Source organism: Methyloversatilis sp. S146-33, from assembly GCF_059552495.1.
Genome location: NZ_JCANOT010000011.1, coordinates 15,429 through 28,009 on the forward strand (window position 1 = coordinate 15,429; position 12,581 = coordinate 28,009).

At 66.3% G+C, this 12,581-nt stretch carries 12 protein-coding genes; 9 read left to right on the forward strand and 3 right to left on the reverse strand.

What is annotated here, in order from left to right; all coding sequences use genetic code 11:
- Window positions 1-38 precede the first annotated feature (38 nt).
- Both AC51BJ_RS01240 and AC51BJ_RS01245 read right to left on the reverse strand, forming a co-directional pair.
- Window positions 39-695, reverse strand: coding sequence for a hypothetical protein (locus tag AC51BJ_RS01240; protein WP_496279077.1), 657 nt, complete (start codon window positions 693-695; stop codon window positions 39-41).
- A gap of 67 nt (window positions 696-762) precedes the next feature.
- Entirely contained in the window at window positions 763-1,092 is a 330-nt protein-coding gene (locus AC51BJ_RS01245; RefSeq protein WP_496279078.1) for a hypothetical protein, read from the reverse strand.
- Window positions 1,093-1,334: 242 nt separating this feature from the next.
- On the opposite strand from AC51BJ_RS01245, the gene AC51BJ_RS01250 reads away from it, so the two are divergent.
- Window positions 1,335-3,044, forward strand: coding sequence for an ABC transporter ATP-binding protein (locus AC51BJ_RS01250; protein ID WP_496279079.1), 1,710 nt, complete (start codon window positions 1,335-1,337; stop codon window positions 3,042-3,044).
- Between the two features lie 192 nt (window positions 3,045-3,236).
- Window positions 3,237-3,644, forward strand: coding sequence for a group II truncated hemoglobin (locus AC51BJ_RS01255; protein WP_019915513.1), 408 nt, complete (start codon window positions 3,237-3,239; stop codon window positions 3,642-3,644).
- Between the two features lie 143 nt (window positions 3,645-3,787).
- Here the strand turns inward: AC51BJ_RS01255 and AC51BJ_RS01260 are convergent, their stop codons facing one another.
- A complete protein-coding gene (locus AC51BJ_RS01260; protein WP_496279080.1) occupies window positions 3,788-4,627 on the reverse strand; it encodes a PEP-CTERM sorting domain-containing protein in 840 nt (279 codons plus the stop codon).
- Window positions 4,628-4,917: 290 nt separating this feature from the next.
- On the opposite strand from AC51BJ_RS01260, the gene AC51BJ_RS01265 reads away from it, so the two are divergent.
- The 7 genes from AC51BJ_RS01265 to AC51BJ_RS01295 all read left to right on the forward strand — a co-directional run bounded on the left by AC51BJ_RS01265 (window position 4,918) and on the right by AC51BJ_RS01295 (window position 12,545).
- A complete protein-coding gene (locus AC51BJ_RS01265; protein ID WP_496279081.1) occupies window positions 4,918-5,898 on the forward strand; it encodes a glycosyltransferase family 2 protein in 981 nt (326 codons plus the stop codon).
- Window positions 5,898-6,281: a GtrA family protein gene (locus AC51BJ_RS01270; RefSeq protein WP_020163227.1), complete on the forward strand. Its 384-nt coding sequence runs from the start codon at window positions 5,898-5,900 to the stop codon at window positions 6,279-6,281. Before AC51BJ_RS01265 ends, AC51BJ_RS01270 begins: the two co-directional genes overlap by 1 nt.
- Window positions 6,278-7,048, forward strand: coding sequence for a ChbG/HpnK family deacetylase (locus AC51BJ_RS01275; protein WP_496279082.1), 771 nt, complete (start codon window positions 6,278-6,280; stop codon window positions 7,046-7,048). The genes AC51BJ_RS01270 and AC51BJ_RS01275 overlap by 4 nt, the downstream gene beginning before the upstream one ends.
- A 720-nt stretch (window positions 7,049-7,768) precedes the next feature.
- Window positions 7,769-8,314, forward strand: coding sequence for a PEPxxWA-CTERM sorting domain-containing protein (locus tag AC51BJ_RS01280; protein WP_496279083.1), 546 nt, complete (start codon window positions 7,769-7,771; stop codon window positions 8,312-8,314).
- Window positions 8,315-8,430: 116 nt separating this feature from the next.
- On the forward strand, window positions 8,431-10,008 hold the full coding sequence (locus tag AC51BJ_RS01285) for an ArnT family glycosyltransferase (RefSeq protein WP_496279084.1): 1,578 nt from the start codon (window positions 8,431-8,433) through the stop codon (window positions 10,006-10,008).
- Window positions 10,009-10,099: 91 nt separating this feature from the next.
- Window positions 10,100-11,737: a CorA family divalent cation transporter gene (locus AC51BJ_RS01290; RefSeq protein ID WP_430435585.1), complete on the forward strand. Its 1,638-nt coding sequence runs from the start codon at window positions 10,100-10,102 to the stop codon at window positions 11,735-11,737.
- Window positions 11,738-11,882: 145 nt separating this feature from the next.
- A complete protein-coding gene (locus AC51BJ_RS01295) occupies window positions 11,883-12,545 on the forward strand; it encodes a PEP-CTERM sorting domain-containing protein (RefSeq protein WP_496279085.1) in 663 nt (220 codons plus the stop codon).
- Window positions 12,546-12,581 lie beyond the last annotated feature (36 nt).

Below are 12,581 nucleotides of genomic sequence, written 5' to 3' on the forward strand. Positions count from 1 at the left end.
GGCGAAGCCTGCTGGAGGACGACCCCTCGATGAAAGGGTTAGACCTCTTCATCGCCGGCGCCAAAACTGTGCTTTGCTTTCACCCATTGCTTGTAGTCGCTGTAGCCCTGCATGTCGACGATTTGAACCAGCGTGGCATGTGCTCCGACCCAGATATGGAACTTGGGAGTCGCTTTCGCTCGCTCCAGCATCTCCGTGATGCTTGTAGCCTCCTTCATGCGTAGGCGCTCTTCTTCCGTTTTCAGAGGTAGATCCGGTAGACCGCGAATGATTGACTCGTACGGACTGAACGAAAGAGCGAAGTTCTTGAGGGCGGTGGCGTCCAGCGCCTCGACGTACTTTTGGAGGTCGAACTGGGAGTTCCGGATGTCGTGAACAAGATCGTTCCGGAGCTCGGATAGCGCCGAAACGTAGCGCCGATGCTCTTTTCCAAGGAGTCCGATCTTTCCCAGAAAGACGATCTTGCCAACCGTCTTGCCGCTCAGTTCCAGTCGACTGAAGACATCAGCAAGGTCTGGCTCCTTAAAGTGAAACATGAGGAGGTGCGTGCACGCGGCCTCTAGAAGGGCGTGCAGCTTGATGACGAATGACCAGTCATCCTCGTCGTACAGCGCCTCGAAGAAGCCAGCAGAGACGCCAATCCTTTCTTCAAGCGCCTGAATGCCTTTGTCTGTCACGCGAAAGGGGAGTGGCATAGAGGTCTAACGTAGAAGTGACCGGACGCCGAAGGCGGTCCGATTGTCTGTCGTGTTAGAGCGCAGACTACACATCGTCCGTGTCACTCATTCGCTGAAGAACGCTCGGGAGAAGCCGGTACACATACTCGTGCATCCAAGTGTTCCCGCCTGCGTAAGCGAGTTCTTCACTACCAACTTGGAAAGTGAGCATCGGCGATATTTCTCCGTCCGCAAAGTCCACAGACGTTGAATCGTCAAGCAAAGCAGTAACTGCAAACGCAATAGACCCGGTAAGTTGCTCGATCAATTCGCTCGGCGCGTCCACCTTCCTCAATTCGGCGGCGATGGCCTCCAGGATCGCCACCGTGAGCGCTTGCTGCCGGTCGTCAAATGAGTGATGAGGCACCAGCTTCATTGCGCGTTATAACGTGATGTAGAACGTCAAGATTGATGGACATTCCAGACGCCTGCGTGACATTCCAGCGGACAACGCAACTGATTCCTTACAGTTTTCATTGCGTTACTGCCGCAGTCCGTTTATCAGAGCCTCTCATCTGCCGTGTTAAACGGCTATCCGCTTTTCGACTGATCCGTGGTCTCGCAAGCCACCACTTCCCCGACCCGCGATAATGTGCGGCTCACCTTTGCCGCCCCACCATGTCCGCCCCACCCACCTTCCGCCTGACCGACGTCCCGCGCGCGATTGCCTTCTTTCTTGACGCCGACCGCCGCCGCTACCTGTTTTTCATCTGCGTGCTGGGCGTGGTGCAGTTCTATCCGATGCTGCCGCCCTACCTGATCGGGCGGGTGGCGGATTTCCTGCTCGGCTGGCAGCGCGGTGACAGCCTCGCGCCGCTGTACACGCTGGTGGTCACGCTGGGCGTGGCGCATGCCTGCGTGGCGCTGGTGCGGCTGTCGACCAAGCGGGTGATCGGGCGCATGGCGATCGATGCGCGGATGCGCGCCAAGGTGTGGGGCTTCGAGCGCCTGCTCGATTTCTCGCTGGCCTGGCACCAGAAGGAAAGCACCGGCAACAAGGCGCAGCGCGTCATCACCGGGGCGGACGCGGTGCGCGACTGGACCAGCGAACTGGTCAATGCGCTGCTCACTGCCAGCGGCGCCTTCTTCGGCGCGCTGATCGCCTGCATGCTGCTGCACCCGGCGACGGTGTTTTTCTTCCTTTACTACTGCGGCGTGCTCGGCTTCATCGAGTGGTATTTCTACCGCCGCATCGCGCGGCTGTCGGACCAGATCAACGCGTCGATGGAGAACGCAAGCGGCAGCTTCGTCGAGAGCGCGGCCAACATCCTGTCGGTGAAGGCGATGAATGCCGGCGCCGACATGACGGCGCGCGTGGCCGACCGCGAACGCGCGGCACGCGACTTCGCCTACCGCCGGCTGCGCCTCACCAATACGAAGTGGATGCTGTTCCAGCTGCACACCGCGCTGGCCTGGGCGATCTACATCTTCGGCGTGGCCTGGGGCGTGATGGAGGGCGGGCTGTCGGTTGGGCTGGTGCTCACCTACAGCGCCTACTTCAACACGCTGCGCGAGGCGTCGATGGACATGACCGACCGCGTGCAGACGATGATAGAGCGCACCTCCAACCTCGGCCGCATGATGCCGCTGTTCGCGCCGCAGCCCAGCCAGCACGGCACGCTGGACTGGCCGGTCGACTGGCGCGCGCTGCAGGCCGAAGCGCTCACTTTCGCGCACGACGGCCGGCGCGTGCTCGGGCCGCTGGACTTCCGCATCGCGCGCGGCGAGCACGTCGGCATCGCCGGGCGCTCCGGCTCAGGCAAGAGCACGCTGGTGAAGCTGCTGCTGGCGCTCTACCCGCCGGAATCGGGCCGGCTCACCGTCGATGGCGTGCCGCTGGCCGACATCCGGCACGAGGCGCTGTTGCACCAGATCGCGGTGGTGCCGCAGGAAACCGAACTGTTCAGCCTGTCACTGCTGGAAAACCTGACCCTGGGCCGCGAGGTAAGCATGGTCGATGTGCTGCGCGCCTGCCGCATCGCCCAGCTCGACGACGTGATCGCGCTGCTGCCCGAGGGGCTGGAGAGCCCGGTCGGCGAGAAGGGGCACAGCCTGTCCGGCGGCCAGCGCCAGCGCGTGGGCATCGCGCGCGCGGTGCTGCGCGACGCGCCGGTGCTGCTGCTCGACGAAGCCACGTCGGCCCTCGACGCCGACACCGAAGCACGGGTGATCGACGCACTGATGAGCGAGCACGCGCCCGGCCGCACCGTCATCCTGATCGCGCACCGCCCGCGCGCCTTCGAGCGCATGGGGCGCGTGCTCACGATGGACGCCGGTCGGCTGACCGGCGACGGGTCATTCCATGCACATACTCCGGCGCCGGCATAGTTCCTGTGGACAGCGCCGACTACCCCCTATGCGGTATTGCGCCGGCACCGCCGCGGCGCAATCCTTCGGTCCGTGGACGCGGTGTTCCGACTGTGCCGTCAGAGGGAAAACTGCACTGACCTCCATGCGGCAACGCGGTGCTTCGCGACGCTGCGTCCACGACCCGCAACGACATCCGTACATGGGAAGAAGATGAACGCCCCGTCGATGAAGCCGCCCAGCATGTTCCAGCAGATCGGCGGCGAAGAGCCGCTGCGCCGGCTGGTCAATGCCTTCTACGACATCGTCGAAACCCACCCGGACGGTGAGCCGGTACACAAGCTGCACCAGGAAGGTTTCGGCGTCGCCCACCTGCGCGAAGCGCAGTTCGAGTTCCTGTGCGGCTTCCTCGGCGGCCCGCGCTACTACGCCGAACGCATGGGCCACTCCAACCTGCGGCAGATGCACGCACACATCGCCATCGGCCAGGCGGAAGTCGTGTCCTGGCTGCGCTGCATGGTGCATGCGATCGAAGCGACCGACATCCCGACCGACGTCGGCGTGCGGCTGATGCAGCACTTCACCCGCGCCGCCGAGGCGCTGAAGAACCGCGACCACTGAGGTCGGCGGCGCAGCAGTACCCCGTTCAGCCTCGAGTCTCCCGCCCAAGCCGTCAGCGCAGTGCCGTCTCCGCACCGCCGCGATCCGTGCGTGAACGAAAAAGGGGCTGCCGCGGCAGCCCCCTGAAGCGAGCGCCGGAGCGCTCAGGTGTTGCGACGGCGCGCGAATGCCAGACCGGCCAGGCCAAGGCCCAGCAGGCCGAGCACGCCCGGCTCGGGGATGGCCGTCGCTTCTTGGAAGGTGGTCGACAGCCGCAGGTTGTCGATCAGGATGCGGTCGCCGCTGTCGAGGTTGGCGAGACGGATGCCCACGCGATCGATCGCCGAAATGCCGGCGTTGCCGGTGAAGCTCGCATCCGGCGACAGGAAGTCGTCGACGGTCGGGTTCAGCCACAGATCGAAGTTCGTGTAGTTGCCGGCGGCATTGCGGTACAGGTGGCCGACCACGAGATAGGTGTCGAGCACGTCGAGATTGCTGTCCGGCGCATAGCTGCCATTGGTGCCGGTGGTGCGGGCGAAGATGTCGTTGGTGGCGCTGGTGCTGTCCTGGTTACCCTTGATGCCGATGTTCGGGCGATTGCTGCCACCGTTGTTGGTGCCCAGATCCAGCCACAGGCCCATGAAGTCGTTGCGGTCGATCGAGCTGCCGCGGTCCGCCTGCACCAGGAAACTGACGAACAGGCTGTTGCCGCTGAAGGACGACGCCAGCGTGCGCACTGCCGCATTGCTTGCGTTGCCGGTCAGGGCCAGCGCACGGTTGCCGGACAGGTTTTTCGCCGGATCGACGACGTTGGCGTTGCCGGTCGCGCTCCACGCGCCGCCCCAGCCCGAACCGCCGTTGGCGCCATTCAGCGCGCCGGTCGAATAGGACTGGAAGCCGTCCTGGGCAATCACGGCTGCGCCGGCATGCGACGCAACAAGCGCCAGTGACAGAGCCGCGGCACCGCGTGCAATCAGATTCAGGAAATGAGTCGGGAAGGTCATCGCTTTTCTCGTTGAGTGTTGTCGTGTCGGCAGGCGGATGCGCTCGGGCGTTTCCAGCCTGCATGGGCGCCGTCCGGCGCGTGATGGCGCTTTCAGCAACCGCTGTGCCAGAAGCCCGGAAACGCTTTCGCGTCAATGTCTTGTGATTGTCACAATGTGTGCGCGAACGATTCGCACCCAAGCTGTAAAGCGCACCGACAGCCACCTCAACCGATACACTGCACGCCGTTTCCGGCGCCGCGCCGCTCTGCACACCGGCAGTCGGCAGCCGTCGGAGCGGACTCAACACGATGAACCAGACCACCCCACCGCCGCGCTCTTCCGCGCGTACCACACTGCCCGTACTCAGCGTCGTGGTGCCGGCCTATAACGAGGCTGGTGCGCTCGCCAGCACGCTGGACATGATTGCGCGCCACCTGGCTGCGCTGGTGCCGCACTATGAGATCGTCGTCGTCGACGACGGCAGCCGTGACGCGACGGCGCAGATCGCTGCCGACTGCGCACAGCGTCTGCCGGTGACGCTGGTGCGCTTCTCGCGAAATTTCGGCAAGGAGGCGGCGATCTCCGCCGGCCTGCAGCACGCGCGCGGCGACGTGGTGGTGTGCATGGACGCCGACGGCCAGCACTCGGCCGACCTGCTGGGCACCATGCTGGCGCACTGGCGCGAGGGCTGGGACATGGTCTATGCGGTGCGCGCCGACCGCGCGCAGCAAGGGCTGTTCAACCAGATCGGTTCAAAACTGTTCTACCGCATGATGAATATGGGTGGCCGGCTGGACATTCCGCCCAACGCCGGCGACTTCCGGCTGATGGACCGGCGCGTCGTCGACGCCCTGCTCGCGCTGCCCGAACGCCAGCGCTTCATGAAGGGCATGTACGCCTGGGTCGGTTTCCGCTCGATCGGCATTCCCTACACGCCGCTGCCGCGCGCCGCCGGCGAAACCACCTTCAACCGGCTCAACCTGATGCGTCTGGCGTGGACCGGGCTGACCAGCTTTTCCGTGCTGCCGCTGCGCATGGCCAGCCTGATCGGGCTGCTGCTGTCGTCGATCGCCTTCGCCTACGGCCTGTACATCGTGGTCGAGAAGATGCTGCTCGGCGTCGACGTGCCGGGCTGGCCGACCGTGGTGGTGAGCATCATGTTCTTCTCCGGCGTGCAGTTGCTGTTCATCGGCGTCCTCGGCGAATACCTCGCCCGCGTGTACGAGGAGGTGAAAGGCCGGCCACCCTATGTGGTTGCCGAAATCGTGCGCAGCGGGGACGAGCGCTGATGCGGGCGTCGGTACTGCTGTTCCTGATCGTCGGCGGCTGCGCGGCGGCGACGCATTATCTGGTCACGTTGGGCGTGGACTGGGCGACCGGCATCGCCCCCGCCTGGTCCAATCTGGTCGGCTTCGTGTGCGCCTTCCCGGTGAGCTACCTCGGCCACCGCAATCTGTCCTTCGCCGGCACGCAGGCGCCGCACCGGCAGGCGCTGCCGCGTTTGCTGGCGGTGTCCTGTACCGCCTTCGTCGGCAACCAGCTGATGCTCGCCGCGCTGCTGCGCTTCACGCCGCTGCCGCTGTGGGTCGCGCTGGCCATCGTGCTGGTGTTCGTCGCGCTGAGCACCTGGCTGCTCGGCCGCTACTGGGCGTTCGCGCACTCCCCGGCGTGAAGACGGTGTATCTCACCGCCGACGACTACGGCTACAACGCCGCGGTCGACGACGCCATCCTGGCGCTGATGGCAGACGGCCGGCTGTCCGGTGCCGGCTGCATGACGCGCGCGCCGGGCTGGCCGGCGGCGGCGTTGCGCATCGGTGCCGCGGGCGGCTTCGGCCTGCACCTCGACTTCACCGAATTCAGCCCGCTGCGCCGCGGCCTGTGGCCGCTGATCGGCGCCGCCCTGGCGCGCCGGCTCGACGCGAGCGCACTGCGCAACGAGATCGCCACCCAGTGCGCACTGTTCGAGGACGCGACCGGCCGTGCACCGGCCTATGTGGACGGCCACCAGCACGTGCACCAGCTGCCGCAGATCCGCGACGCGCTGATCGAGGTGCTGGTCGCGCGCTACGCCGGCCGCCTGCCCTGGCTGCGCATCAGCGGCGCGCGCATCGGCGACGGCGCCAAGCCTCTGTTCATCGCCGCGCTCGGCGCCGCCGCACTGGAGCGCCTCGCCTTCGCCGCCCACATCCGCGCGATGCCGCGACTGCTCGGGGCCTACGGCTTCGACGGCGACGCCACCGGCTACCGTCAGCGACTTTCCGGCTGGCTGGGCAACGCCGCCGACGGCGACGCGGTGATGGTGCACCCGGCCACGCAAGCGCTCGCGGGCGACCCGATCGGCGCCGCGCGGGTGCGCGAGTACGGCGTGCTGGCATCCGACACGCTGCCCGCCCTGCTTGCGGCCAATGCCGTGACGCTGGGCGCGCTGGGCGGCTGAACCACGGGGCGGCGCTCCACGCGTCAACAACTGACAGCAAACGCCCTGCGCGCTGATGCCCCTTGGGAAGGACTCTTGTCACCCAGAAAGCGTCCTGCATCGAAGCCGGCGGACTGCGGCGGCCCCGTCGCGGCCAAGGCCGCTCTCACAGGGAGTGCGCCCGATCCTCTGCTGGAGCCGGGGTTCTGTGGGAGGGGTCTCGACCCCGACAGCAGCCTGCATCAGAGCCTGCGGACGGCAGCGGCCGCGTCGCGGTCAGAAGACCGCTCCCACAGGGGTGGTGCACTCGATCGACGACCCGCGCCAGGGCCGGGGTTCTGTGAGAGGGGTCTTCTGACCCCGACGACAGCTTGCATCGAAGCAGGCGGACTGCGACTGGCGTGTCACTGCCGCGGCTGCTCCCCTACAAGGGTTGAGCCAGATCCGCGAAACTAGCCAGAGCGAAGCTTCTGTGGGAGCGAGCTTGCTCGCGATTACGGCCTTGAATGGCACCGGCGGCCCGCCGAAGCCACATCGCGACCAGAGGTCGCTCCCACCGGAGTGTCGCCCGAGCAGGCGCAGTCACTCGACCGAACGATCGCGGTTACGCCGCGTGGTGCGATGCAAAACGTAACCTTTCGGTCACTTTCTGCATGACTTATTACCGGCCGTCCGCGGCCATGTTGCGTAGCATCAATTCCATCGCGCGGCCATCGCTGCGCAGCGATCCGGAGCCCCGAAATGCTGAAGTCCCTCGCCCGACTGTCCCTGCCCCTGCTGGCGTTGCTGGCCATGAACGGTGCCCGCGCCGAAAACTGCGCCGACACCAGTTTCTCCGGCGTCGCCGCCAGCGCCTGCGTCGGGTCGCGGCCGAACAACATCAATGGCGCCAGCGCCGAAACCGACTTTCTCGCGACCACTTTCGGCGGCAGCTGGACTTTCGTCGGCTCGACCGACAGCACCGGTTTCGGTCCCTTCTCGTCCAGCCCGAGCGGCGCCACCTCGGGCACGCTGAACTTCGACAGCGCGGTCAGCGGACGCATCGTGATCGGCCTGAAGGCCGCCAATCAGCACAGCTTCTACTACTTCGACCTGGCCGCCCCGGTCACTTCCCTGAGCTTCGACACCACCGCCGGCATCGCGACCAACGTCAGGGGCAACGCGCAGAACCTGTCGCACGCCATCCTGTACGCCGGCAGCCCGCTGCCGGTGCCCGAGCCGGCAAGCTGGGCACTGCTGGCCGCCGGTCTGGGCGTGATTGGCGCGATCGCCCGTCGCCGCGTCTGAGCACCGAACTCGGCGCGAACCGACGCCCCGCAACTGCGGGGCGTTTTCTTTTGCGCGCGCTGTCAGCGCGGCACGCGGTCGCGCGTTATGCGGCCGTCCAACCGCCTGCACTCGTCGTGAATCCAGCCGCCGTCCGCCGCAACATCCCCGCCTTCCTGCTGTTCGTCCTGATCGCGCTGTACGTCCTGCTGTGCTTCGACCAGCACGGTCTGAGCAATGACGAGGAGGTACAGCACGTCTATGGCCGGCTGCTGCTCGATTACTACCGCTCCGGTCTGACCGACCTTGCGGCCTTCCAGTACAAGAACCTCTACCTCTACGGCGGCCTGTTCGACCTGCTCGCCGCTTCGGCCGAACGCCTGCTGCCGGCGATGAATGTGTGGGATCTGCGGCATCTGCTGACCGCGCTGTTCGGTCTCGGCGGCCTGTTCGCCGTGTATCGCACGGCGCGCCTGCTGGCCGGTGAGGCGGCTGCGCTGAGCGCGGTCGGGCTGCTGATGCTGACCGGCGCCTGGGGCGGCGCGCTGTTCACGCACACCAAGGACATCCCCTTCGCCGCGTGCATGGCGTGGGCGACGCTGTGCATCGTGCGGCTGGTGCCGTTGATGCCGCGCCCGCCGCTGGCGCTTGTGCTGCAACTGGGTGCGGCCATCGGTTGTGCGTTCGGGCTGCGCGTCGGCGCCGTGTTCGCGGTAATGGCGCTGGGCCTGACCGTGGTCGCGGTCAGCGCACTGTCAGCGGGCGACCTGCGCACGCGGGCGGCTCATCTGCTGCGCTCGATCGCCAGCCTGCTGCCTGCCGTGCCGGTCGCACTGGCGCTGATGGCGCTGTGCTGGCCGTGGTCGGTGCAGGCGCCGGGCAATCTGTTCAAGGCGCTCACCACCTTCTCGCACTTCACCTTCGACCTGTACACGGTGCTCGATGGCGAGGTGATGAAGATCGGCGAGGTGCCGCGTCACTACCTGCCGCTCTACCTCGCCGCCCGCCTGCCCGAACTGGCGCTGGCCGGTCTGCTGCTCGCCGCCGCTGGCGCGCTGAACGCCGGGCGACGCATCGACTGGCTGCGCTGGTTGCCGGTGCTGCTGGCCGCACTGCTGCCGCTGGCCCTCGCACTGGCGACCCGGCCGACGCTGTACAACGGCATCCGCCACTTCACCTTCCTGCTGCCGCCGCTGGCGGTGATGTCGGCCGCCGGCCTGTGTGCCGCCGGGCGCTGGTCGCGTGCGCGACCGGCCACGACCGCCGCATTCACGCTGCTGTGCGCGGCCGGCGTCGCCGTGCCGCTGTACGACATGGCGCGACTCGCCCCCTATCACTATGTGAACTACAACAGGCTGGCCGGCGGCTTCGCCGGTGCGCCGGACCGCTGGGAAACCGACTACTGGTCGGACGGCGTGCGCGAGGCGGCGGCGCTGCTTCGCGCGCGCATCGACGCCGAACCGGCGCCGGCCGAACCGTGGCAGGTGGCGGTGTGCGCCGAATCGCTGCAGGCACAGGCCTGGCTGCCGACGGAGCGCTACGTCGTCACCCGCGACTGGGTGCGGGCGGACTTCTTCATCTCGACCACGCACATGCGCTGCGACGAAGTACTGCGCGGCGACGAGATCGCACGCGTCGAGCGCGCCGGACTGACACTGACCGTGGTGAAGGACCGCCGCGCGCTGCCGCCTGAACTGCGGCGCCCGCTGCGCTGAGCGCGGCGCTAAACTCGGCCACCCCGCAACCGGCGCCATCGTCATGAGTGCATCCACCCCACCCGTTGCCCGCCACTTCCGCCAGATCCTGATGTGGCCGCTGCGGCTGATGCCGATGCGCGCCGGTGACCAGGTGCAGCGGCATTCCGAGGCGCTGGCGGCGATTACCGAAAACAATCCGTGGCGCGAACAGCGCGACGAATTCACCGGCGCGCCGACCGACTTCCACGAGCGCCATTACCGCGAGTTCGTCACCTTCCTGCCGCATGTGCAGCGCTTCCTCTACGGCCAGGGGCGCTCCAGCGCGACCTTGCGCGGCTACGGCGAATCGCCGATCCGCGTGTTCCGCCGGCACGACATCGCCGCCGTCCGCCTCGGTTGCGAGGACGGCAGCACGCTGGACCTGACGGTGCAGCACATCGACCTCTATTTCTTCTATGACGTTGATGTGGTGCTGCTGGTGCTGGAGGTGTATGCCGACGACCTGCCGCTGCCGCGCGTGCAGGAACTGCTGTTCCGTTTCGGCCGCGCCTTTCCTGCAAAGTGGAGCGAGGACGGTCGCGCCGCACAGTGCATGCGCAGCGTGCAGTGGCTGGGCCGCGACGGCCAGGTGCTGGCCGAATCCGACTACGGCGATCGCGAGCGCTATCTCCGCCACGTGTGGGAACACCGCGCGTCGGCCATCGGCCGCCACTGGGAATACCTGCTCAGCCCGATGGTGCTGCACCACTCGGAAGCCGATGGCGACATCCGCTACCGCCAGCTCGAATATCACCGCCAGCCGAAGATGACCTTCCTGTCCTTCGACGATCCGTTCGCACTGACGCGCGAGGACTTCGTCCGGCTGGGCCAGGCGACGCAGCCGGACGACGGCCGGCCGCTGCCCTACTCGGAAGAGGTGATGTCGGAGTTCGAACGCACGTCCTGCTACGACCGCTTCTGGGTGCCCGGCCGGCGCAGCGAGAACGCGAGCACGCGCGTCATCTGCACCGGGCCGTCGATGGTGATGGTGGGCATGCACGGACTGAGCGGCTATTCCGATCCGCAGAACGGCCTGCTGGCCGAGTTCCGTCACCAGTACTTCCTGATCGGCCTGATCGCCCACTTCCACCGCGCTTCGCTGCTGATGCTGATGGATCGCCTGGTGGTCGCAGTGAGCCTGCTCGACGCAGACGAGGCCGACTCGCGCCGTCGCTTCAAGCGCAGCATCCGCCAGACGATGGAAATCTTCCTGCGCTTCAACCACCGCTACTGGTTTGGAGAAGTATCGAAACAGTCGATGGCCAAGGACCTGTTCGACATGTGGTCCCGCAACCTTGGCAACGACGCGCTGTACAACGAACTGCGCGCCGAAATCCTCGACATGGACAACTACCTGGAAGCGGACGACAGCCGTCGCCAGAACGAAACGCTGCTCCGCCTGACGGTGGTGACCATTTTCGGTTTGGTCGGCACCATCGTCACCGGCTTCCTCGGCATGAACATTTTCGACGGCCCGCCCGCCACGTTGATCGGCAAGATCGGCGCCGTCCTGATGGTCGCCGTGCCGACGCTGCTGCTCACCTTCTACACACTGAAGAAGTCGAGCGCACTGTCTGAGTTCTTCGACGCGGTGTCCGACGATTCGCTGACGCCACGACAGAAGTTCAAGTCCTTCCTGCGCATCTGGCGCAAGCGTTCGCCGCCGCTGCGACGCCGCTACGACCCGCCGGTCGGCACACCGCGCTGATCACCCAGCACTGTCGGCCCTTCTTACATCAGCCTGTCGTCACCCGCGGGCAGCGCTGCACAAAGGGCGGCTGGATGCCATGCACGGCAGTTCGGCACGGTTATTGCAATTCGATGACGTCTTTCGATACCGACTGAGGATTGCAATGAAAGCTCTTGTCTTCGCCGCAGCACTGGGCGCCTTCGCACTGCCGGCATCCGCCGCACTCGAAACCGTACATTTCACCGAGTACTCGGTCACCTTCGACAACTCGACGTTACTGGGCGGCATTTCCTTCAACTCGGGCGGCAGCGGCGGAAGTCTGGGCTTCGGCTGGACACTGTCGACTTCACTGGTCGCCAACGACGCCACCATCGAGTTCGCACTGCCCAGCTTCACCCTTACGGCCAACAGCGGTTACACGTTGAGCGGTGACCTCAGCGGCTTCATCGGCAATCTGGGCTACACCGAGATCGGCAATGGCGAGAGCGGCGCGTGGCTGGCCGGCGCTGTGTCCATCGACGGCAGCCCGCTGCTGCCCTTCTACGAACTTCTCGACCGTACCGAACAGCTCGGCGGCCCGCAGGCGCGCAGCGGCTACTACAGCCTGGGAGGCAGCGCACCGCTCGGCAGCTTCTCGTCGCTGGTGGTGTCCGGACTGACACTGACGCTCAGCGCCAGCGCGAATGCCGTGGTGTCCAGCGTCGGTCAGGGCAGGCTGGAAGTAGGCTTTGTTGCGGCCCCGGTGCCGGAACCCGAAACCTACACGCTGATGCTGGCCGGCCTCGGCCTGATCTCGCTGGCTACCCGCCGCCGCATGGCGCGCTGACCCAAGCGCTCACCCACGAAAAAGCCGGCTCACGCC